This window comes from Kamptonema sp. PCC 6506, from assembly GCF_000180455.1.
In the GTDB taxonomy this organism is placed as follows: domain Bacteria; phylum Cyanobacteriota; class Cyanobacteriia; order Cyanobacteriales; family Microcoleaceae; genus Kamptonema; species Kamptonema formosum.
In genome coordinates this window covers 1-23,444 of record NZ_CACA01000324.1, presented here as the reverse complement: position 1 = coordinate 23,444, position 23,444 = coordinate 1, and the positions used below count along the sequence as shown (strand labels likewise).

Sequence of the window (23,444 nt, the reverse complement as noted above, 5' to 3'; positions counted from 1 at the left end):
TCCCCCTCTTCCTATCTTCCCCTAGCCCCTAGCCCCTAGCCCCTAGCCCCTAGCCCCTAGCCCCTTATAATTAACGCGGAGAGCAGCAATGATTTGTTCGTTAGCTTTAGGAAAGGGAAACTGGTCTATTTCGTCCAGTGTCACCCACCGAATCTCATCGCATTCAATTAACTGGGGTTCACCGCTGGTGTGACGGCAGTGATAAGCATTAAGAGTAACGCGAAAATGAGCGTAGGTGTGATCGATTGTGATTAAGTGATCCTCCACTTCGATAACTATCCCCAATTCCTCCATAATTTCTCTTTTAATGCAAGCTTCCAGAGTCTCGCCCGCCTCTAATTTACCCCCTGGAAACTCCCATAGACCGCCTAGTAATCCACCTTGGCGGCGTTTGTCAATTAAAATTTTTCTCTCTTGATTCCAGATGACGGCAACGCCAATAAACTTGTGAGGTAAAGCAGTTGAAGTTTTGGTCATAGGTAATAAAAAACAGTTAATAGTTAACCGTTAACCGTTAACTGGTAATAGTTAACCGTTAACCGTTAACTGTTAACTATTAACCGCGATCGGATGTATGCCTCTCGCTGGATTGCAAAGACTTTTCAAAAGCCATCCGCTGTTCAGCGTTTCTGAGAAAGTAGCCACTAATCATCGCTGAGGCTAGCAATCTGCCCAAATGCTCGCGGTTCGTGGTGACAGTCACGCCGAAGTGTTCCGAGGGGAGATTGCCCAACAACCCGACAATGTTGCGCTCCATCACCTGAAAAACTTCAGTAGAGGTAGGCTTAGAGAGTTGGGAGACTGTATCTGGAGCCATAGACTGCACGTATTGCCAGAGTAAATTTGCTCCTTCTCCGTTTTCGTCAAATAAGTCCGGTGTTCGATTGGATGTATTACTCACCTTGTACCTCCGTTTCAGGGACAGCGTTTTTTGTTAAATCTGACATGATTGATGTCCATAACTTCAATCAGATTGCTGCCGATCTTTTCTATTTACGAGCTACTTACTAATCTAGCAGGATGGCAGCAATATCCAAGTGGGCGGAACCGAACTAAGGACGGCGGGTCTTACGATTTGAGCTTAAGGCCTTAGCTAGCCAGATAATCGTCCATGTCTTGTTTTCGCTTCCGCAGTTTGGTTAAGGCTTCGCGCTCGATCTGCCGCACTCGTTCGCGGCTAATATTGAGGCGATCGCCTATTTTTGACAGCGTTAAGGTTTGACCGTCTTCCAAACCGAACCTTAAGGCGAGCACTTCCCGTTGCTGCTGCGTCAGATCGGCCATCAGCATTTCGAGGTCGGCCCGCAGGGAGGCTTGGAGGGCAAAATCTTCTGGAGATGCACCAGTATCTTCCAACAAGTCCCCTAATTCTGTATCTTGGTTATCTCCCACTCGCAAATCTAGGGATAAGGGTAGGCGAGCCCGTTCCAAATATTCCCGAATCTGCTTGGGGGTTAACTCTAATTCTGCTGCTAATTCGTTGGCAGTGGCCGCCCGTCCTAGTTTTTGGGCTAGGTAGCGTTGGGCTTTTTTAATTTTGTTTAGCTTTTCAGTAATGTGGATGGGGAGGCGGATAGTACGTCCCTTTTCTGCGATCGCGCGGGTAATCGCCTGGCGAATCCACCAGTAAGCATAGGTAGAAAATCGGTAGCCTTTGGTTGGGTCAAATTTTTCTACCCCCCGCTGCATCCCGATCGTACCTTCCTGAATCAAATCTAAAAGGTCTACGTTGCGCTTGATATACTTCTTGGCAACAGACACCACTAGCCGCAGATTGGCTTCCACCATCATCCGCTTCGCCCTTTCTCCGGCGTGGATTGTCCGCTGCAATTCAGTCTCAGACAGCCCAGCAGCTTCGGCCCATTCTGTTCTAGTGGGATCGCGACCTAACTCCAAAGCTAGAGCATTTTTCGCCTCGTGCAAGGCTGTCGTTCGCTGAACCTGCTTTCCATAGAGAATTTCTTGCTCATGGGTCAGCAGGGGAACGCGGCCAATTTCTCGTAAGTAAGCGCGTACTGAATCTGTGTCTGAGGACTTAGGAGGTTTCATAAGGATTTCCCGCTGGGTACCTCAGCCGCTAGAGGGTTGAGCAAGCAAACCCCTAGTCTTAGCTGGGAAGGAAAGCGGGCGGGGACTTACGCTTTCCTTGCGTTTACACACGCCTGGTTTTTATAGTAGCTACGTGCTACTAAGAGTCGCCCCATTCCAGGTTAGATTCTGGTTGGAGTCTTAATACCGCTCAATATTATGTTAAAAATATTAACATTTCTGAGAGTCCGTGTATATACCTCCCCAAGAATAAGGTTCAGGGGTAAGTCGGAGTGAATATAGATAAATTTTACCCAGTGGCTCCTTCTTAACTCCCATTCCTAAAGAAAGATGTAATGGGTAGATGTAAGCAACCGCTTTCAGCGGTTAGGGACTAGGGGCTAGGGGCTAGGGGCTAGGGGAAGAAGAGGAAGAAGAGGAAGAAGAGGAAGAAGGGAATAGAGTTAAGGGTTTGAGGAAACTAAAATGTCCTCACCACCTTGTCGGTTACTATAGCTGAGTACGATCGATTCTCTGATTTGCAGCCTTTATCACATACTGGTAATTTTGTCAAAAAAACTAGGATGATTTAATAGTCTGATTAGTAGCCTTTGCTTTGTACTTACCACTTCTTACCTTTTAGAGTAGACGCTCTGTTCGCGATCGCTATCAGCTTTTTAGTTGATATTGTCTTATTAACCGTTATTCGAGAGATTCGGTATTGATTTGTAAACCAATTTATTCTCAGTAAACTGTTATCATATAAAAATCCACTTAAGTAGTATTTAGGCAAAAGCTTTTCCACCTTTCTATTTGTTGAACCAAAGGGATAAGCGACATGAGCGCTCACAATTTTATTTTTATCTAAATCCTTCATACATTTTCTTAAAGCTAATTTAGCGGCTGCGAGTTCAAATTCTAAATCTTTACCCGATATCTTTGCTAAATCTTTGTGATTAAATCCATGAGACTGAATGTCATAAAATCCCTTTTGATATCCTTCTCGTAAATCGCTACAAGTAGTATGAGGCAAATAATCACCACCATTATCAACCCACAGAAATCTAGGATTAATAAATAAAACAAACTTGACCTTTTCCCTATAAATTTTTTCCAGATTTTCTAAAATAGGTAGACCATTTGTATGAACGCCTTTATAACCATCGTCAAAAGTTAGCATAATTGGCTTTTGACCGATATGTTGAATTGGTATCGGCTTAGATTTGTTGATAAAATATACAAAAAGATCCTGAGAGGATAGAAACCAAAATTTTTCCTGAACCAGGTATTCTAAAATTTTTGCTAAATCTTGCTTAGTGTAGTCATTAGTAAAGGCGAATCGATGAGGTGGGTTTTCAGTAGGGTTTTGAGTATCTATAATGTCGTGAAAACCTAAAATTGGAATCCTGACTCCATTAGTGTCTACACTAGAACCAGATATAGCTAAACTCAGTAAAAATATTAATAAAATATATAGTAATTTGGCTTTGTGGCTCAGATAAAAGTGCAATTTCCCTACAACTTTTCTACCTCTTAGCCTTTTCTTTCGCTGATTCATCTGTATCCTCCGCTGTTCGTTTCCTATTAATCTTTACCATTGTTGGGGACAGATTCAGCAATAATCGGAAAATTTTTACTAATTAGTTTAACTTATGTAACTAAAGGGCCAAGTTCCAAAAATATTAATCTATTCATGGAATGGCGGATTAGAAATATGATATTCATTAAGTGCTTTTAGATGAGTCCGCGTTTTTTTAGCCTAGCAAGTGCATCTTCTGCGGCATTTTTTTCAGCCTCTTTTTTGCTGCTACCTTTACCTTCTCCGTATAGTTTTTCACCGACATAAACTTTAGCGAGATATTCTGGCTTGTGCGGCGCTCCTCCGGCGTGGATTGTCACATATTTAGGAGGAGTATTGTCACTGTTTGCTTGTACCCATTCTTGAAAGCGATTTTTAGAGTCTACAAAGTTTTTAGATTCTAGATTAAAGTTAAAAGCAGCAGGTTCTTTAATTGCCTTCTCAAATAATGGTTCGATAAACTCACGAACTGAATCAATACCAGAATCGAGAAAAACTGCATCACCTAAAAATTCTAAACGCTCATTGTCTTCTCTTACATATTTAGGATTTTCGTAAAAATATGAGCGGTGGGTAAGTGCAGTATTTAGAAGACAAGCATTCTGAAAAGGCAGTAGTTTTAGTATTTCAGCTAATTTCTCTCTAATTCTGGATTCTTCAGCAGAAGATACAGAAGGGTGACTCACCTCGTAACGCGCTTGCTCTTTAGAAAGAATGATTAGAACTTCTTGCTTTTGTTTTTCTATTTCTACTATATCTGCCTCTGGTGCAGAGATGTTTTTGAGAAGTCTGGCAATACTATCTAGAGTACGATAAGCATCATCTGTAAAGAATGGAGATTGATGTACCCAATTATTTCTAGTTTCGTGGAGTTCACTCACTAAAGCACGACCAGCGTGACCGAGATTTTCTTTAAATACTTTCTCCCACTGTTTTAACATGAGTGCTAATAAAGGATGAACATCCTCGCGCAGATTTTTTGCTAAGTCTCGCTTCTTGTAATCGTCATTGAGGGAAGATTTGGCCTCTGTTAGCCAACCTTCTTTGTAAACGCGCTTCATTTCTCGTTCAATATAAGGGTATAATCCCTTACCTAAAAGCTTTAAAGCTCTGCCAACTTGTTCGTGATTGGTAATAGCCATATTAGAATTTACGATCTAAGATTTAACTTGACATTAATAATTATGGACGATTTCTGAAACTCTATCGGATGTCTTACCCCCTCCTTCGTAGTAGCAACTTTACTCGCTCCCGCATTCCCTAACAATAAAGTGGCTTAGCTTATCCCTTTTAACTTATTCACCTAAAAAACTTACTTTCAAAGCTTCTTCCATAGTAAAAGGCGATTCCTTCGGAAAAAAGTTTAACTTAATCCCTGTTTCCTCAGCAGCTTTCTGACGAGCTTTTCCATAACACTCATCAAACACTTCTAAAATTAAAGGTTGTAAACTTGGACTGTCTTCTAGCAATCCTTCAATACAAATACGCTGCTCGGTGATGGTACTACGCCAACTCTGACTGCGTTTCTCTGGTTGATATTCCCATTTGAGTAAGTGCATTAAAAGCACAACTAAACGACTTTTTAATTCTCGTTTTTCACTTCTGCCCATACTTTCGATTTCTTCAACTAAATTCGGAATATCTATCCGATCAAAATTGCCTTCTTTTAAATGTTCAGCAGTAGCTTGTATCCATAGATAAAAGTCTTCTTCATAAAGATTATTTTCGGTTTTGACAGATTGACTAATCATAACTAATTTCCTTGACTTCTGCTAGGGTTAATGATAGCTTGACAGAGATATTCCCAAGTTTCAGTTTGTTCTTCTTCATCTCCCTCATCTACCCATGAATTGATTAAAGCGATCGCAGCTTGATTCCTCTCTATCCTCTCCTCTAGCGACAGTTTAGTAATATCAATTTTATCAGACTTTTCTGACACTCTTGGCTTCATTGTCACAGTTTCTTTAAACAATCTGATCGTCTGAAGTAAATTCGGCAAATATTCCCTGGGAGTTTCCTGAATCTCCTGCAACAACTCGACAAATTCTGCACCAATTCTAGGTTCAGAATCAGCAGTTTCAGGTGCTTGATTTTCACTACTTACAACTTGTTCAGACATAATTACCTCCTTTGTCATCTCAATAATTTATCGGGTGGGCTTGTAGCCCACCTACTACATCTTACCTCACCGCCGCAGGCATCCCCAAAATATCCTCAATTCGAGGCATATCTTCTAAAGCAATTACCCGCCCTTCATCCTCAAAGCCAGTAATCTGATCGAAGTTCAAATACTGATACAGATCGCTAGCAAAAGGCTCAATCTTCTTACCCACAATGTCCATATATTCTTGCACGCTTGGCATCCGTCCTAACATCGCACAAACAGCAGCTAATTCCGCAGAACCCAGATAAACTCTTGCATCCTTACCCATACGATTATTGAAGTTCCGAGTTGAAGTAGAAAACACCGTTGCCCCATCATTAACTCGTGCTTGATTGCCCATACACAGACTACATCCTGGCATCTCAGTTCGCGCACCAGCAGCCTCGAAAGTGGTGTAAATTCCCTCCTGTTTCAACTGGTATTCATCCATCCGCGTTGGCGGACAAATCCACAACCGGGTCTTAACTACAGCTTCCCCTTCTAATACCTTTGCAGTTGCTCGATAATGACCGATATTTGTCATGCAAGAGCCGACAAATACCTCATCAATTTTATCGCCCACTACTTCGCTCAATAACTTAACATTATCTGGGTCATTGGGAGCCGCCACAATCGGTTCTTTAATCTCATTCAAATCAATGTCAACGATTTCAACATACTCGGCATCAGTATCGGCTTCCATTAACACCGGATTTGCTAACCATTGTTCCATTTTTGCCACGCGGCGCATCATAGTCCGAGCATCTACATAGCCCCGCGCTACCATATTTTTTAACAGGGCAATATTAGAGCGTAAATACTCGGAAACCGTCTCTACGCTCAACTTAATTGTGCAACCAGCACAAGAACGTTCTGCTGATGCGTCTGTCAATTCAAAAGCCTGCTCAACTTTCAAATCGGGCAAACCTTCGATTTCCATGATTCGCCCAGAAAAGACATTTTTCTTGTTCTGTTTATCGACAGTTAACAAGCCTTTTTGAATGGCAATATAAGGAATTGCATTGACCACATCCCGCAGGGTTACTCCGGGCTGTAATTCACCTTTAAACCGGACTAAAACTGATTCCGGCATATCCAAAGGCATGACACCCAAAGCTGCTGCAAAGGCAACTAAACCCGAACCGGCAGGAAAGGAAATTCCTAGAGGAAAACGGGTGTGAGAATCGCCGCCAGTTCCCACTGTATCTGGTAACAACATTCGGTTTAGCCAAGAGTGAATAATCCCATCTCCTGGCCGTAAAGCTACGCCGCCACGTTCAGCAATAAAATCGGGTAATTCTTGGTGAGTTTTGACATCGACTGGTTTGGGATAAGCAGCGGTGTGACAGAAACTTTGCATTACTAAATCGGCACTAAATCCCAAACAAGCTAGTTCTTTTAACTCGTCTCTGGTCATCGGCCCTGTGGTATCTTGAGAGCCAACTGTTGTCATAATTGGTTCGCAGGGAGTGCCGGGACGAACACCTGGTAAACCACAGGCTTTGCCTACCATTTTTTGAGCTAAAGTGTAACCTTTGCCCGTATCTGCGGGTGGTTGGGGGCGGGTAAAGATTGTGCTTGTTCCTAATCCTAAAGCTTCGCGGGTTTTATCGGTGAGAGTGCGACCAATTAGTAAAGGAATGCGGCCGCCAGCACGAACTTCATCTAAGATGGTGTCAGGTTTGAGGTTGAATGTGGAAATAATTTCGCCAGCTTCGTTAGTAATTTCGCCTTTGTAGGGATGGATGGTAATTACCATTCCTGTTTCCATTTTACTAACATCGCATTCGATGGGTAATGCGCCGGAATCTTCGGCGGTGTTGAAGAAAATAGGTGCGATCGCAGTACCTAAAATATATCCCCCATTCCGCTTATTCGGTACGAAAGGAATATCATTACCGATATGCCAGAGCACGGAATTAATCGCAGATTTCCGCGAGGAACCCGTACCGACAACATCGCCGATATATGCGACGGGATGCCCTTTTTGCTTCAATGCTGCGATCGCACTTAACGAGCCCGGTAGCCGCGTTTCCAGCATTGCCAAAGCGTGTAGCGGAATGTCCGGCCGCGTGGTAGCATGAGTCGCAGGGGACAGGTCATCGGTGTTGGTTTCGCCCGGAACCTTGAACACGCTAACAGTAATCCTTTCTGGCAAAACTGGCCGACAGGTGAACCACTCGGCATTTGCCCAAGAATCCATTACCTGCTTAGCGTAGGGATTGATCTCCGATAAATTCAGTACATCGTGGAAAGCATCAAATACTAACAGGGTTTTACTTAGCGCTGCTGCTGCCGAGGCTGCCATTGCAGGTTCGTTAGAGGATAGCAAGCTAATTAAAGATTGCACGTTATAGCCGCCTAGCATCGTTCCTAGCAGGTAAACTGCCCACTGGGGCGCAATTAACGGGCTGTGAATTTCGCCTTTGGCGATCGCAGTTAAAAATCCAGCTTTCACATAAGCGGCCCCGTCTACTCCCGGTGGCACGCGATCGCGCAGCATCTCTACTAACGCCTCTTCCTCGCCTGCGGGCGGATTTTTTAGCAGTTCGCAAAGTTCAGAGGTTTGCTGAGCATTCAGCGGTAGCGGCGGAATTCCCATTGCTGCCCGCTCGGCCGTATGTGCGCGGTAAGATTCTAGCATAATTTCGTCTCCTCAAGATGGCATTTTCGACTTTCAATGGGCGATTTTCGCTTGTATAGCAACCGTCAAGGTGGTTAGGACATTCTAGTTTCCTCAAACCGTTAATTCTATTCTCTTCTACCTCTTCTTTCCCTTCTTTCCTGAGCATCGTAGCCCCTAACCGCTGAAAGCGGTTGCTATAGATCGGGAAGCTTACCTTCCCAACTTGCAAAAAGCCCTCACCCTTATAAAAACTTAACGCAACTAAAAAAACAGTGGATTTCAATACTTATGCGAGATTTGCCCCAAACTGCCAAGGCGAGGGCAATATGGCGATCTGTGCGATCGCGAGTGGTAGAGCGGCGCTGCTTGGAAATAAAAAATGTCAAATTTACTACATTTTTTGATATAGTTTTTTGCTTAGACAGCAATAGGGTTTACTTCCCCTATTTTCTTTTCCTGTCTTTCTTATCCCCTTGCCCTACTCTAAACTATCTTGACTTTATTGAGAATCTTTCGCAACTTAGGGGTACACTAGACTATGATTTCAGGGATGAGAGGACTTATACGTATACATAAATTTATTATGGTTTGTAACATCACCCAAGAGCAGAAAAAAATAGTACCAAGGGGGCTTGCTTAAATTTTCATTCTGGGAATAGAGCTAGGAAGAGTCTTCTTTTAGCCCTGTTAAAGTCACGGAATAATATTCTCCGTTAAATTTTAGTAACAAAACGTTTATTACTCAAGCCAAAAAATGTAATATAAAATACAGGGATCGAACAATATTCTCTTCGTCAGCATCAGGGATCGTTGAATTGTTATAGCTAGAATAATTTGAAAAAGGGTGCAGGAGCCCAGATGTGTACAACAGAAAATTAGAATTTATCAATCAAAAACTAAATCACTCAATCGTGGAACAATGCCTGGGTTGCGCCTTAAGGCAGGAAATGGAAGTGGCGTTGCAAGAAACCAAAGAACTTTTGGGTGCGATCGCCCCAACCGCTCCATTACCCCTCGCAGTTAGTCGCACTAGCGATGCAGCTATTCTATATTGCAACGATCTTTTTGGCCTCACTTTTGGATCGCTCTCCACAGAGCTAATCGGCCGAAAATTACCTGAATTTTACTGCGAGCCAGCCGATCGCCAACTTTTACTGGCAGAGCTCGAAAACCAAGGTTACGTCCGCGAGGCAGAAGTGCAGCTCAAAAAGACTGACGAGACAGTCTTTTGGGCATCAGTATCAATGCGACCGCTGACTTTGGAGGGAGAATCAGTGATATTATCTATATTCTCCGATATCACCGATCGCAAAAGAGCTCAAGAAGCACTGCGGCGACAGGCCCTCACCTTCGAGAATATCTACGACGCAGTAGCGATCGCCGACACTGTTGGTAGAATCATCGACTGGAACCCCGCAGCAGAGCGCATTTTTGGCTATACCAAAGCCGAAGTAATCGGTAAAAGTACAGAGATTTTTCACTCCTCCTCAGAACAGGCGACAGCGCTAACCCACGAGATTCTATACAGTCTAAGAAATTCAGGTCGCTGGTCGGGAACAATTAACTTCACCCGCAAAGATGGCAGTGACGGCGTATGCGAAACCACCGTAGTCATAGTTGCCGATGAATTTGGCAAGGCGGTGGGCGCAATGGCGATTAGCCGCGACATCACCTTAGTCAAACGCTCGGAAACAGTAGAGCAAGAATTACTCGCATCCATACACTCGCGAGCCCGCCAGCAAGCCGCCGTCGCTTACTTGGGGCAACAGGCCTTGATGGAGAGCGATTTATCGGCACTGATGGACAAAGCTGTAGTTCTAGTTGCTCAAACGCTGAATGTAGAATATTGCAAACTTTTAGAATTACTCCCCGGCGGACACGCTTTCCTACTACGAGCAGGAGAGGGATGGCAACCAGGCTTAGTGGGCAACGCCACAGTCAGTGCTTCCACGAAGTCTCAGGCGGGTTATACTTTGCTTGCTGGTGAGTCGGTAATTGTGGAAGACGTGCGCTTAGAGACCCGCTTCAGCGGTGCACCTCTGTTACACAATCACCGCGTCGTCAGCGGTGTTTCCGTCATTATCCCCGGAAATTGGAGCAGAGAAGATTTGGCGCGAGGGGAACGGGGGAGCGGGGGAGAGGGGGAGATTTGGCCTGAAAGGAATAACGGAGGTAAATCCTCCCCATCCTCCCCATCCTCCCCATCCTCCTCATCCCATCCTCCCCATCTCTCCCATCCTCCCCTAGTCCCTAGCCTCTAGCTCCTTCTTCTATAATTGGTAATTGCTCACAATTATGTAGGATGGATAAACCGTAAGCATTACCTAACTCTAGATGCTTTACCCATCCTACAATGAATTGGTTAAGTTAGCTATTAGCCAGTTCCTTATAAAAAAAATCCCCTGAAAACTCGCTCGGCTTGAGCCTGGGGATGAAAGGGCATTGCAGGATTTATCCTGCTTACCAGATTAATCTACATAATTGCACAAAAGTCTGGCAAGTGTGGTATCGTAAAAATAGTCAAAGGTTGTAAATTTTGAGAAATCAAGTATCTAACTTAACAGTAGTACGGATGCTCAAAATAATTAATCGCAACCAATGCTCAAGTTCTGAAACGATTAAATCGTCAGTAAAAGACGTTAAAACCTACCCCCGGACTGGAGGAAAGTCACGACCGAGGAGCTTGCTGCAAGGCAAGGATAGCAGACCGCCTTTTTGGGCAAAAGGATTGCGCCCGGAAACCCTAGCAATAGGGATATTAAGGCTGGAAAGTCTTAAGAATCCCCGCGTCTTCAGACCGGGGAGTGTCAAACTAAGATAAGAGGGGATCTAGCTTACCCTGAGCTTCAAGGGCGTGGATGTCGTCGCAGCCGCCTATATGGTGGTCGTTGATGAAAATCTGAGGTAGGGATTTTCTTCCCTGTGCCCGCTTTGCCATCTGACTCCGCGCTGCTTCGTCTCCGTCAATGCTATACTCGATAAAATCTATCCCTTTTTGCTTGAGCAGTGACTTGGCTCGAATGCAAAAGGGGCAGGTTCTCCAAGTGTAAATTTCAACTTTAGGAGTCATAAGTTTCTCAAACATTAGCAATATTTCTTAATTTTAATCTTAACCAGGGGAATATGAAATTAATGTACAGTTACTACTTACGGGCTAGGTATAACTTTATTTTTAAGATTATTTTGTTTACTTTAGGGGGAAGAACTATAAAATTTGCCGCTGTGAAATAGACAGTCCCGCTTTAGAGGTAAAACGTTACTGTCTAGTGGTCTCGATCGAGCTGCTTTCGCTTTTTTGCAGAGTAAATTATAGCCGCACTTGTCATCAGCAGTGCGATCGCCGTGCTTGGTTCGGGAACGGAAGTTGAGTCTTGGTTCAATGCTTGAGTTGTATAAACATCCGTGATGGTATTAGTGGACTTAGAGGTGGTTTTGCTATCCGATGCACAGGCATCTGAATAGTTGCCAGGCCCACAAATGTTAACTTGCGCTAAAACTGGAGGGGCTGCGGCTAGGTAGTAGAACCCAACTGCCGCAGCGGCAGTGAGTCCACAAGTTAGTTTTGCCAGTAGCGTAGACATAATTAGTTAATTAAACAGTTGCAATAGGATAACAATAAATACAATGCAACAAAGTTGTTTTCCAATTGATAAGGGCTGTCACAGCGCTGTGTGTTTGCGATCGCGGACAAGAAAGGTGAAACTAATTTTTCGGTTTCGGCTGTCCCCTGCATACCCTCATCATCTTTGCTTTGCCCTGGCAGTCCTTACCCTCTATTCTAACAATCTCTCGCTGCTAGCAGCCCACCCAGGGATATATTTTCACACAACCCTCCTCATAATCAATTATACATGGCTTACCTGAAATTAATGCCGCCAAGTTGTAGTTCAGATCGAATTGAAGATGCCCTACCCGATCCTCTCATCTTTTGCAGACATCTGTCCTCAGTATATATACGTAAGTTTCATCCTGTCAATGACCCCCCGATTAAATTTATACGTATTTACCGAGGGTAGGCTACGTAATAAATTAACTGAGCTAGTCTCTGACGCAGAGTTTCCAGTCCTAGAGCCTTAGCGGCGGATATAAACACGGCTTGGGGAAATTCCTCCTGAGCTTGCCGCAGAGTGTCCCCGTCTACGCGATCGATTTTGTTGAAAGCAACCAAGGCGGGCCCCGGAGTGACGGGCATTTCAGTCAAAATCGTCATCACAGAGCGAATTTGACTGTGCCAAGCTGGATGAGAGAGATCCACTACGTGCAGTAGAGCGTCGGCATCTGTGACTTCTTCTAGAGTGGCCCGGAATGCGTCGATCAAAGCGGGGGGTAGTTCGTGGATGAATCCCACCGTATCCGTAAGTACGATAGACAGGGATTCTTCTGTAACGGCATCGGCAATCACTAACCGCCGCGTGGTGGGGTCAAGCGTTGCAAATAATTGGTCAGCCGTGTAAACTTCTGCATTAGTAAGTACATTGAGCAGTGTCGATTTACCGGCATTGGTATAACCAACGATCGCAATTGAGGGTACTTCTCTGTGTTGCCGTTGCTGGCGCATCCGCGAACGATGAGCTTGCAGTTGATTAACTTCTTGCTGCAAGCGAGAGATGCGTTTAGCGATCGCCCGTCGCTCTGTTTCCAGTTTCGTTTCGCCGGGCCCTCTAGTACCGATCCCACCTCCTAACCTAGACATCGCCTGACCTCTACCGGTCAGTCGCGGTAAATTGTATTCTAGCTGGGCGAGTTCTACCTGTAATTTACCAGCGCCAGATTGAGCTCTCTGGGCAAAAATATCTAGAATTACCTCCGTGCGATCGACAACCCGGATACCGATTTTGGTTTCTAGATTCCGTACTTGTGCCGGAGAAAGATCGCGATCGAATACTATTAAGTTAGCGCCGACTGTCTGAGCGCTCAGAGCGATTTCTTCGACTTTTCCTTCGCCTACGACTGTCTGAGGATGGGGGCGCGATCGCTTTTGCTTCACCGTTTGCAACACCTGACCCCCGGCTGTACCAACCAAGCTAGTCAATTCTAGCAGTCCGTCCTCAAATTGTTGCGGGGTCATATCCTGAGTCATCATCCCCACCACCAGCACCTTATCCTGGTCTACATCAACCTGCTTGGCGACAAACTCCCGCTCAAACTCAGCTTCGATCGCTTCTACCCACTCCTGAAAGTCAAGTTCAGCTAAAACCTCCAAGCTTAAAGGCGCTGACATACTCCAAAAGAAATTTTGAGCCTTAAGAGATTGGTCTGTTTCTGGCAACCCTTCGCGGTTTTGAGTGTTAAGTACAGGAGCAATATCCCCCGCTCCCCCCTGCTCCCCCGCTCCCCTGCTCCCCCGCTCCCCTTCCGGCGTTAGGTGGGCCAGATAGGTTTCTTTGATGTAACCAGCACCGCCGCCCCCTCGCCGCTGAAAGCCTCCACCAGTAAGCGTTAGCCAAACCAAAGCATCTAAGCGTTGGATTGCCATTGCCGTAAGTGCAGCTTCACCAGGCGGTTCCGGTTTCAGGTGGGTAGCAATGCAGCGAATACCGCTGAGACGACCTTGACCATAGCGGGGCAATTCTAAGGGTGGGATTTGGGTTTGGCGAGGCGTACCCACACCAACGCGAATCACCTGTCCCCGGCGGTTGACGTAGGCACAAACAGGCTGGTCAATTTCTGTGCTGATAGCAGCAGCACGTTGAGCAAATTCCGGTGTCGCGAGGCGATCGCCCGGAAGTCTCTGGTGGTAAAGTTTTTCGAGTTGCTTGAGTTGGCTTTTCTTTAAACCTTGGAGGTTGCCGTAGATAGTGTCGATAGGTCTTTCCTCTGAAAATCGAGTTTATTTTAAAGTATGACTTAGGCAAACCTCTTGCCTTAACCGCCAATATAGGTCGTTCCTTTACTCCCACACAGACGGCGTTACCTTATCAGTGCCTAAGTCTAGTTAATATTTTAATAAAAAAATTGTCGGGTAGCACGATCGATCTCAAGTTTATTTATAACATTTTACTACCTTTTTGCAAATAGCACATCTAGTTACGCCTACCGTATAAATTATCACTATCAATTATCTTTCAAGTCATCCTTTAGAATTGTGTGGATTTTGAGCCTAAAGGCAGATAGCCGTGCAGGAATTAGGTGGCTACTATGTAAAAGTAATGAATGTAAAGGAATGTAAATCATGGAAACTCCTCCTAGCTATTTACCCAAAGTTGCTAATGCGTATAACGAGAAAGATCGCAATGCTTTCTTGTTTGGTTTTACTCCCCAAGCAGAGCTTTGGAACGGTCGCTTAGCCATGATTGGTTTCCTAGCTTATCTGCTGTGGGATCTTGCTGGATATAGCGTGCTGCGCGATGTCCTACACTTCCTTCCCAATCTACCTCTGCCTAGCTAATCATCGGTTCTACTTGCAATTTGGCAGTTTTAGGAAATACTAAAACTGCCAGATAGTTTAAAAAAATCTAACGCTAGGCAAGCCCTACTGTCTCAAACATTTCATAGTTAGTTACAGTTTTTTCATTTTGTAAGGAAGGAGAAATAATCATGATCGACTCAAACTTACTAGCAGTAATAGAATCGGCTGTTAGCGACAGCGCATTGGGTGATTGGCAAAAACCCTTGGTGATGTTTATTTGCAATCTCTTGGCTTTGTTCGTTCTTAGCCGTGTAATTTGGCATCCCCACGTCGGGCCGAAAATGCCTCTACCCTTTCCTGAGCTTTTCAATAATATTAGCGTCCCTGCATTTTTGGCATCAATGAGTGCGGGTCATCTCCTGGGGGTACTCGTAATTATGGGGCTCAATAACAGCCAAGTTATCTAGCAAGAGAGCAAAAAAGCTACTGAAGATGTGGCTTTTTAGCCGAAAACTCATAAGGACTTTAGACGCTATAAAGTAGGGTGCGCTTAATGCACCCTGCTAACTTCTTCTAGGACAGGGTGCAGACCAAGATAAATTAGCGATTTCAATAGCAGAACTAGGCTCACTTTACTTTCTATCTTAAGTCAGAGCTTAAGTAATAGTGAGGGTAGAGCAAGGGAAATCTTTGTATCCCTAATAACAATTAAACCGATAGCTTTTCATTCCTTTAGGTAGAAGTAACAGCCTGAGTAGCCGAAGTATTGTTTATTAAAATAGGCTCCGTAGCCGCATCGAGCTGAATGAGTAAAAAGGTCTGTAAGAGATAAGTAAGTGAGACTTATCTGAACAGGAATCTTTCTATTGATTTAGAGAGTTCGCTCTGCGGATTTATTAATAACCTACTAGATAACGTACTGGAGCAAGGAGTCTCAATTATGAGCTTATTATCGGTAGATGAACTTAAAATCCTGGTGGAACAGCCCCAAGAATTGTGCGTATCGATTTATATGCCCGTCACCCAAGGGGTAGATATTCAACAGAATCCTATTCGCTTCAAAAATCTACTTCGAGAGACTGAGGAAAAATTAGTAGAATATGGCTGTGAGCAAAAACAAGCCAGGGAATTGTTACAGCCAGTCCAAGCAGAAGTTGAGCAAGATAACTTCTGGGAAGAGCAGAGCAAGGTCTTAGCAATTTTTGCGGCTCCGGGATTTTTCCGCTACTATAAATCACCGATAGACTTTGAGGAATTAGTGGTGGTTAGCGATGCTTTTCATGTTAAGCCGCTAATGCCACTGGTAGCGGGTGATGGGCTTTTTTACATTTTAGCGCTGAGCCAGAATGAAGTCCGGCTGATTGAATGTACGCGCTACAGCGCTAGGGAAGTTGAAGTAGAAAACTTGCCTCAGAGCCTCGATCAAGCTCTCCAATATGATGAAACTGCAAAAGAGGGGCAATACCGCATTAGTACCTCAAAAGGAGGAACTAATAATTCTTTCACCCACGCCGGTAGTTTTCACGGGCAAGGAAGTCCCGATCGCGACAAGAAGCAGGAAGATATTCTGCAATACTTCCACATAATCGATCGGGCTGTGCACCAACATTTACACGGCAAAAAAGCTCCCTTAGTGCTAGCCGGAGTAGAATATTTGTTTCCGATTTACCGAGAAGCAAATACTTACCAGCATCTAGTTGCTGAAGGGCTGACGGGAAATCCTAAAATTTGGAAGGCAGAAGAGTTACAGGCGGAAGCTCTGCCGATTGTGGAACCTTTGTTTTCCCAGGTACAGGAAGAGGCGATCGAACAATATCGGGAACTTGCCGGAGTTCAAAAAACTTCTGCGGATTTAAATGAAACTCTTTCGGCTGCTTATTTTGGAAGAGTAGATCGATTATTTGTGGCGATGGGCGTTCAGAAATGGGGTACTTTTAATCCTGAAACGGGTAAGGCGCAAGTTCACTCAGAAGCGGAAGCCGGCGATCGAGATTTATTGAATTCTGCGGCTATTCAAACAATTTTGAACGGCGGTACTGTCTACGCTGTTCCGCCTGAAAAAGTCCCCGAAGCAGCACCAATAGCTGCGATCTTTCGTTATTAATTTATAGGAGTTAAAGCAATGGAATCAACAACTTCAGACCAACAAAATGCTAGTAATAGCGGCGATAAGGAACGGTGGGCATCGTTAATTGGGGGTGGGGCGCTGGTTCTTTACGGTTTGTCTCAACGTTCTTTGAGGGGCGCTTTGGTGGCGATCGCAGGTGGCGGTTTAGCTTATCACGGTGTCAGTGGAGGAAATGTAGTACAGTCAGCAGAAAATATGGATAATATCAAAGTTGAAAAGACGGTGACAATTGATAAATCTCCTGAAGAACTTTATCGTTTTTGGCGGGACTTTGAAAATTTGCCGCATTTCATGAAGCACCTTAAATCTGTGAAAGTAATCGATGACAAGCGTTCCCACTGGATTGCATCTGCACCGATGGATAATAGCATCGAATGGGATGCGGAGATTATTAACGAACAGGAAAACCGATTAATTGCTTGGGCCTCAGTTGAAGGCGCAGATGTTGATAATTCTGGTTTTGTGCGTTTTCAACCCGCTTCCACAGGGCAAGGAACAGAGGTAAAAGTTGTCATTGAATACAATCCCCCAGGCGGTGCAATTACTGCTGCTTTTGCTAAGTTATTTGGTGAAGAACCGAAACAGCAAATCGGTGACGATCTGCGTCGCTTTAAGCAAATAATGGAAACTGGCGAAATTGCTACTGTGGAAGGCCAATCTTCGGGCCGTAGGTAAGTAGTGGAGTTTACATATAGGGGGACTATTGATTATTTAGGGAAAGATACGCTAAAAGGGCCAAAGGATATATTCGTTGAACGGACTGCTTCTTCTAGAACTTCTGTGGCGGTAGGTAAGTGGACAAATTCAATGTCGAGAGGTGAGCTAAATTGAATCTCGCCTGTCTCTTTGCTTCCTTCAGGAACTAAAATCAACAAACGCAGCGTATAAGTGCCTTTTTTATTAAGAGGGCGTAAAAGCAAGTCAATTTGTGATTTAGGTTCAGAAAAGCTTACAGGTGTAAGTTGTTCTACCTGATGGTGGCGGTTAGGTACTTGCGCCTCTATGTAGACGGCAAGATTGTCCTCTGATAAAGAGATGCCAAATTTAAAGTCATCATAACTGTAGTTGCCTTGATTGGTCAATTGAATTTGAACAATATGTAATTCTTTGTATCTATATTCTGTGGTTCCGTCAGAAATTTTGATGTCTGTGCTGTGGCATAATGTCCCCAAAGTATCATCAAAGGAAGGAAATATATCAACTCTGCGACCAATTGTTTGCGTGCGCTTCTTAAAAGTAGAAATAGCTCTTTGAATTAAAGCTCCGGTGATGCCACTACCAATTACAATTAGAGATATTATTAAGATGGTGGACCAGTGGAACTCGCTCATTTGGTTTGAGTAATTAAATCAGGTTTATATTATTATAATATAAATTACCCGCTCGGAGAAGGGTTTGCTGATGCCGCCTAAAGTTGTTTTTGGAAATGCTGGTATTGAAGGTATAAGTCGCGGAGGTTGGTTCGCGGGTCACTTTATAACTCCTAATGACGATCCTCGCTCAACGTCTGTTTTAGAGGTAAAATGGGGGACTCATAAAGCAGGGGAATGTAGAACTCAGTGGGCTGTAAATACTGAAGCTACTACACTTTCTATTTTAATTAAAGGGCGATTTCGGATTCAATTTCCAGAGTCAGAGGTCTTGCTTTCTGGTGAAGGTGATTATGCTCTTTGGTGTCCGGGTGTGTCTCATTATTGGTTCGCTGAGGAAGATTCTATAATTCTGACGGTTCGCTGGCCGTCAAAGTCAGGAGATAGTAAAGGGCAAAGTTTAGGACTTTGAGTGCATTTACTCAAAAAACATTGCTTTTTCCAGGGTTATTCGCTAAAATAACCAACCTGTCCAGTAAAAGTATTCCACCAACGAGACAGATATTTTCGACATCCACTTATGACCATTGGCTATACTCCACCTTGGCTGCTTAACAATGGCCTATTAATGACGTTGTACGGCGCATTAAGGGCTAGTCGCCATTGGGAAAAAACGATCTCCGATCCAGAGCCCCCTTACCAAGAACATATCTTTACTGGTGCTTGTGGAGTACCGATTTTCGGTCTAGTTGCGATTCCCGAAAATCCCCGATATACCATTGTTGGCACTTACGGGATTACTGGCGATCTGGATAATCAATGGTTTCTTCGGCTACTGGGTCGTAAAGCCTATTCCCAAGGCTGTGCAGTGGTATTCTTTGACTGGCGAGCTCACGGCAAAACTGCCGAACTTTCTCCTACGCTGACTTCTGATGGTCTATACGAAGGCGAAGATTTCGTTCGGATTGCTGCGGCTGCGAAAGAGATGGGATGTCCCGCCCCTTTTTGGTTCACGGGTTATTCCCTGGGGGGACAATTAGCATTGTGGGCTGTAAAATCAGCTCAGGCGATCGCAGATTGGGGGCCTGATTTAGGACTCGAAGAGTCAGAACTAGCAGGCGCGGCGGTGATTTGTCCCAGTTTAGACTCGAACCGTTCTCTGTCTTATCTGGTTAAAGATGAATGGGGGAAATTTTTAGAAAAAGCGATCGCCCGACAGTTAAAAAAACTAGCAAAACAGATCGCCGCATCACATCCAGGGGCGATCGATCCGGCGGCCATTGAACGCGCCAATAGCATTTGGGGATTTGACCATGAACTGGTCATTGGGCGGTTAGGTTTCTCCTCTGTAGAAGAATACTATGACGCTAGCAGCGCTCTACACATTTTGCCTCACCTCAAAAAACCCACTTTTATCCTGTATGCAGCGGACGATCCGATGTTTGACCCCATTCTTGTCTCTGAGTTGCAAGCCATTAGTGCCAACAATCCAGCCTTAGAATTAGTGCTGACAGCCTACGGTGGTCATGTCGGGTATATCAGTAGTAAACGCTGTCAGCATCAATTTGCCGATCGCGATCGCTGGTGGGCCTGGAATCGGATTTTACAGTGGTTCGACACATTGACTGTTAATTGAGATGAAATAGCAGCAGAAAAAAGGATTTAATTATCTAGTAGCTGTGATATCATTTTTGATCGGAAAATGGTATAAAAACCCGGCGACTCTAAAGACTCAGGAGTGCGATCGCTAGAGACAGGGGGCTAGGGACTATGACGATCGGGGAAGAAGGGTTGAGAATCTATGCTGGTAGGAATTAAGAATGTCTTAACTGTCGTGGCGGTTGCTATAATCGATAGACCAGACAAGGAAAAACTAAAAACATAAGTTTTTCTAGATTTTTTCAATCCCAATCAAAAATCGCAATTAATTGTAGGAGGACACTGTTATGGGTGAATTTTTGACAGCCGATTTAATAGTAGAAGGAGTCACGGCTTTGGGTTCTTTGGGTTTCTTGTTTTTGGCATATCAAGCTTTGCAAATATTGAAAAAATAAAGCGAAAAGCAATTTTTGTAGAGATGGAAACAATTTGAAAAAGAAACCCAAAGCCAGAATTCAGCCTAAATTCTTCTGCATAACGCAACTGCGTTGCTGTTTCTCAGGGGTTTTCAGCATTTTCTTTATAAAAAGTAAGATCCTAATTCCCAGAAAGCTTACCAGCAATAGCCTTTTCCCTTAGCCTTAGCCTGCTAGTGAGCTTGTGGAGAAAAACCGTGTCCGTTGAGCGATCGCTAGACGGGCAGACACAAAACTAGATCGCAGAAGGCGCGTTGTGGTAGAATCTAGTCTGTCCACATCTAGTACATAATTGAGTTTGACAATAAACTGGTAACAATAATTCGTCGGCTTAGAGGTATTTTACAAGACCAGGGTTGTGCTCGTTTAATTACAGATGAAAGTTTGTCACTGGAGAGAGCTGCGGAGGGCGAACCGCCGCACTTCCAACTAGGGGCGTTACGCAATGGCAGGAGAATTGTTACCTGTAGTGCCTAAATTCCAGAATTGGAAATTGACTCAAATGCTTGAAGGTAAATGAGTCGCCGCCTCAACTCAACTCAAAGCATCTAGATAACTCTGCCGATGGCGTGCGATCGCATTGGCGCTTTTCTCTCTCCTAAAACATCAACCAACGGCAGCGAAAATTTTTCATGCCACCATCAACCAAAAAAGAGCTGGGTTGTTTTCATGGTTAGCCAACTTTTGGACGGACGCTATCAAATCATTGAAGTCATAGAAACAGGAGAATTTGGACAAACTTATCTAGCTAAAGATACTCGCCGCCCTGGGGAACCGCAATGTTTTGTCAAGCATCTGCGGCCTGCAAGTAACGATCCGAAACTAATCGAGACTGCCCGCCGCCTGTTTGAAAAAGAAGCAGAAGTTCTAGAAAAGCTCGGCCAGCACGAACAAATCCCTCAGTTATTTGCTTACTTTGAGAAAAATCAAGAATTTTTCTTAGTAGAAGCATTTATTCCCGGCTATTCCTTAGCCAGCGAGATTTTACCAGGAAAACCGCTGTCGGAAGAGCAAGTTGTCAGGCTATTGAAAGAAGTCTTAGAAATTCTCGTGTTCGTACACGGACACGGGGTGATTCACCGAGACATTAAACCAGGAAATTTAATCCGGCGGCAGTCAGATGGCAAATTAGTTTTGCTCGACTTTGGAGCAGTTAAAGAAATTAACCTCGATCGCGGTCAAAAGCCGGCTACAGTTCGGATTGGCACCTTGGAATATATGCCAATTGAACAATTTCAATACAACCCACAATTAAACAGCGATATCTATGCAGTAGGGATGATCGGAATTCAGGCCCTTACGGGGTTGCCTGCTTATGAATTACCAAAACTGCGAGATCGCGATAATCCTCATGGGGGCGAAATATTTTGGCGACATTTAGCTGTAGTTAGTCAAGAGCTGGCAGATGTTTTAGACAACATGGTACGCTACGATTTTCACCAGCGATATCAGTCTGCTGCGGAAGCTGTAGCCGATCTCAAAAGAGTTAGCGATCGCTCTCGAACTAGAGTTCCTAAAATTACCATATATCGGGAAGAAGTAGAGCGCCGCGCTAGCCATCGAGGGGAAATTTCAATTGTCGGCCGCAAAATCTTAGCCGAACTGCGAAACAGTCTAGAACTATTGCCAGAAGAAGCAGATGCCATTGAAGACGAAGTATTAAACCCTTACCGAAAATTCAAGGATAAGGCGCAGCAGTACGAGCAGGCTTTAGTTGAATCGATGCAGCAGGAATATCCCTTTGCCAAGGATACTCGTGACGAATTGAAACGCTTGCAGCAAATTTTAGGGCTCACAGATCAAGATATAGAATTAATCGAAAGTCGCGTCCTCCCCAAATCCTTACTCGTCAAATTACAGAACCTAATTTTAAGTTTTACACAGCCCAAGCAGAGTTCTGACCAGCCACCAGGGAGATTTTATCCTCCAGGGTCGCGGATAGCAGACAATGGTCTACCACAAGCGATATCTAACGGACAAGTTTCGCCAATAAATCGGAATCTTACAGTTATACCGCAGCCACAAAATCGCAGAATAAATCCTTACTTAATTGGGGCAAGCATTGCTGCTATTTTAGCTGTAGTTGCTGCTATTTACGGCTATCTTCAGTGGCAGAAGTTGCAGCAACGCCGCCAGCAAGAATCGCAACAACTTAATACAATTAATGCTCTTTATAAAGAGAGCAATTATCAGGAGTGTATCAACCAGGGAGAAAAAGTTAATAATAGTTCTAGTCGCTATGCAGATGCTCAACTCCTTGTCAAGCAATGCCAGGATGGTACTAACTGGAAAAACGTAACAGTTAAGAATTTTGCTGAGCATTCCAATGCAGTTGGAGCTGTTGCTTTTAGTCCTGATGGTTTGACCATAGCTAGCGGTTCTAAGGACAAAACGATTAAGATTTGGGATTTAGCTACGGGGAATCTGATCCGCAGTTTTGATGGAGATTCATCGGCAATTTGGTCTGTTGCTTTTAACTCGAATGGGACGCGGCTAGCAGCCGGCACTTCTTACTGGAGAATTCTACTATGGAATTTGAAAACGGGGGAATTAGTGCGTACTGTCGATCACGATGCTGCGGTTTGGTCTGTAGCGATCGCTCCTGACGGACTAACTTTAGCTAGCGGTAGCAGCGACAAGACATCCAAAACCTGGAATGTAGCAACTGGGGATTTAATTTACAATTTGCCGGATCATTCCGATTATGTTTATTCGGTTGCTATTAGTCCAGATGGGAAAACTTTGGTTAGCGGTTCTAAGGATAAGACGATTACAATTGTGGATGTAGAAACTGGTCGGTTGATTAATACTATTGATGGTCATTCAGATCAGGTGAGGTCGGTTGCAATTAGCCCGGATGGAAAAACATTAGTTAGCGGTTCCTACGATCGGACTATTAAGATTTGGAATCTGGCTACTGGGGAGTTAATTCGGACTTTGAACGGTCATTCTGGGGAAATCGTATCTGTTGCTATCAGCCCGGATGGTAAGACTATTGCTAGTGGGAGTAAGGATAAAACGATTAAGATTTGGGATTTAAGGAGTGGAGTCTTACTGAATAGTTTGACAGGGCATTCTAATGAGGTTTACACGGTTGCTTTTAGCCCCGATGGTAAGACTATCGCTAGTGGGGGCAAGGATAATACGATCAAGCTGTGGCGGCAGTAAGGGAGCGGGGGAGCGGGGGAGCAGGGGGGCAGGGGAGC

The 23,444-nt window shown here is 44.3% G+C and carries 21 protein-coding genes; 9 read left to right on the top strand and 12 right to left on the bottom strand.

Annotation, left to right across the window (positions count from 1 at the left end):
• Positions 1-42: 42 nt before the first annotated feature.
• From mutT to acnB, 8 genes are all read right to left on the bottom strand, one after another.
• On the bottom strand, positions 43-477 hold the full coding sequence (gene mutT, locus OSCI_RS21465; RefSeq protein WP_007357248.1) for an 8-oxo-dGTP diphosphatase MutT: 435 nt from the start codon (positions 475-477) through the stop codon (positions 43-45).
• Between the two features lie 79 nt (positions 478-556).
• Positions 557-901: a DUF760 domain-containing protein gene (locus OSCI_RS21460; protein ID WP_007357247.1), complete on the bottom strand. Its 345-nt coding sequence runs from the start codon at positions 899-901 to the stop codon at positions 557-559.
• Between the two features lie 188 nt (positions 902-1,089).
• Entirely contained in the window at positions 1,090-2,049 is a 960-nt protein-coding gene (locus tag OSCI_RS21455; protein WP_007357246.1) for an RNA polymerase sigma factor, RpoD/SigA family, read from the bottom strand.
• A 601-nt stretch (positions 2,050-2,650) separates the two neighbouring features.
• Positions 2,651-3,586 carry a polysaccharide deacetylase family protein gene (locus tag OSCI_RS21450; protein WP_007357245.1) on the bottom strand — a complete coding sequence of 312 codons (936 nt, stop codon included), beginning with the start codon at positions 3,584-3,586 and terminating at the stop codon, positions 2,651-2,653.
• A 176-nt stretch (positions 3,587-3,762) separates the two neighbouring features.
• Complete coding sequence (locus OSCI_RS30885) at positions 3,763-4,749, bottom strand: Swt1 family HEPN domain-containing protein (protein WP_007357243.1); 987 nt, start codon at positions 4,747-4,749, stop codon at positions 3,763-3,765.
• Between the two features lie 153 nt (positions 4,750-4,902).
• Positions 4,903-5,358, bottom strand: coding sequence for a DUF29 domain-containing protein (locus tag OSCI_RS21440; RefSeq protein ID WP_007357242.1), 456 nt, complete (start codon positions 5,356-5,358; stop codon positions 4,903-4,905).
• Positions 5,359-5,360: 2 nt separating this feature from the next.
• Positions 5,361-5,726, bottom strand: coding sequence for a hypothetical protein (locus tag OSCI_RS21435; protein ID WP_007357241.1), 366 nt, complete (start codon positions 5,724-5,726; stop codon positions 5,361-5,363).
• A 61-nt stretch (positions 5,727-5,787) separates the two neighbouring features.
• Positions 5,788-8,394, bottom strand: a complete 2,607-nt coding sequence (gene acnB / locus OSCI_RS21430) for a bifunctional aconitate hydratase 2/2-methylisocitrate dehydratase (protein WP_007357240.1) — start codon at positions 8,392-8,394, stop codon at positions 5,788-5,790.
• Between the two features lie 254 nt (positions 8,395-8,648).
• Between acnB and OSCI_RS32095 the strand changes: the two genes are divergently transcribed.
• Together OSCI_RS32095 and OSCI_RS21420 are read left to right on the top strand one after the other, a co-directional pair.
• On the top strand, positions 8,649-8,780 hold the full coding sequence (locus OSCI_RS32095; protein ID WP_267880126.1) for a hypothetical protein: 132 nt from the start codon (positions 8,649-8,651) through the stop codon (positions 8,778-8,780).
• Between the two features lie 456 nt (positions 8,781-9,236).
• Positions 9,237-10,637, top strand: coding sequence for a PAS domain S-box protein (locus OSCI_RS21420; protein WP_039962752.1), 1,401 nt, complete (start codon positions 9,237-9,239; stop codon positions 10,635-10,637).
• Between the two features lie 551 nt (positions 10,638-11,188).
• On the opposite strand, the gene grxC is transcribed toward OSCI_RS21420, so the two are convergent.
• From grxC to hflX, 3 genes are all read right to left on the bottom strand, one after another.
• Positions 11,189-11,446 (bottom strand): glutaredoxin 3, encoded by a 258-nt coding sequence (gene grxC / locus OSCI_RS21415; RefSeq protein ID WP_007357236.1) that lies wholly within the window; start codon positions 11,444-11,446, stop codon positions 11,189-11,191.
• Between the two features lie 193 nt (positions 11,447-11,639).
• Complete coding sequence (locus OSCI_RS21410; protein WP_007357235.1) at positions 11,640-11,957, bottom strand: PEP-CTERM sorting domain-containing protein; 318 nt, start codon at positions 11,955-11,957, stop codon at positions 11,640-11,642.
• A gap of 422 nt (positions 11,958-12,379) precedes the next feature.
• A complete protein-coding gene (gene hflX, locus OSCI_RS21405; protein ID WP_007357234.1) occupies positions 12,380-13,999 on the bottom strand; it encodes a GTPase HflX in 1,620 nt (539 codons plus the stop codon).
• Positions 14,000-14,548: 549 nt separating this feature from the next.
• Between hflX and OSCI_RS21400 the strand changes: the two genes are divergently transcribed.
• The 4 genes from OSCI_RS21400 to OSCI_RS21385 all read left to right on the top strand — a co-directional run bounded on the left by OSCI_RS21400 (position 14,549) and on the right by OSCI_RS21385 (position 17,528).
• The gene (locus OSCI_RS21400) at positions 14,549-14,764 is read left to right on the top strand and encodes a chlorophyll a/b-binding protein (protein WP_007357233.1); all 216 of its coding nucleotides are present in this window, start codon (positions 14,549-14,551) and stop codon (positions 14,762-14,764) included.
• Positions 14,765-14,913: 149 nt separating this feature from the next.
• Positions 14,914-15,192, top strand: a complete 279-nt coding sequence (locus OSCI_RS21395; protein ID WP_007357231.1) for a photosystem I reaction center subunit PsaK — start codon at positions 14,914-14,916, stop codon at positions 15,190-15,192.
• A 473-nt stretch (positions 15,193-15,665) separates the two neighbouring features.
• The gene (locus OSCI_RS21390; RefSeq protein ID WP_007357230.1) at positions 15,666-16,829 is read left to right on the top strand and encodes a hypothetical protein; all 1,164 of its coding nucleotides are present in this window, start codon (positions 15,666-15,668) and stop codon (positions 16,827-16,829) included.
• Between the two features lie 18 nt (positions 16,830-16,847).
• Positions 16,848-17,528: an SRPBCC family protein gene (locus OSCI_RS21385; protein WP_007357229.1), complete on the top strand. Its 681-nt coding sequence runs from the start codon at positions 16,848-16,850 to the stop codon at positions 17,526-17,528.
• Between the two features lie 32 nt (positions 17,529-17,560).
• Here the strand turns inward: OSCI_RS21385 and OSCI_RS21380 are convergent, their stop codons facing one another.
• Positions 17,561-18,184 carry a hypothetical protein gene (locus OSCI_RS21380; protein ID WP_007357228.1) on the bottom strand — a complete coding sequence of 208 codons (624 nt, stop codon included), beginning with the start codon at positions 18,182-18,184 and terminating at the stop codon, positions 17,561-17,563.
• A 70-nt stretch (positions 18,185-18,254) separates the two neighbouring features.
• Here OSCI_RS21380 and OSCI_RS21375 point away from each other — a divergent pair, with 70 nt between their 5' ends.
• The 3 genes from OSCI_RS21375 (at position 18,255) to OSCI_RS21365 (ending at position 23,406) form a co-directional block, all read left to right on the top strand.
• Complete coding sequence (locus OSCI_RS21375; protein WP_007357227.1) at positions 18,255-18,635, top strand: hypothetical protein; 381 nt, start codon at positions 18,255-18,257, stop codon at positions 18,633-18,635.
• A 108-nt stretch (positions 18,636-18,743) separates the two neighbouring features.
• Positions 18,744-19,799, top strand: coding sequence for a YheT family hydrolase (locus OSCI_RS21370; RefSeq protein WP_007357226.1), 1,056 nt, complete (start codon positions 18,744-18,746; stop codon positions 19,797-19,799).
• Between the two features lie 1,108 nt (positions 19,800-20,907).
• Complete coding sequence (locus tag OSCI_RS21365) at positions 20,908-23,406, top strand: serine/threonine-protein kinase (RefSeq protein WP_019486777.1); 2,499 nt, start codon at positions 20,908-20,910, stop codon at positions 23,404-23,406.
• Positions 23,407-23,444: the final 38 nt, after the last annotated feature.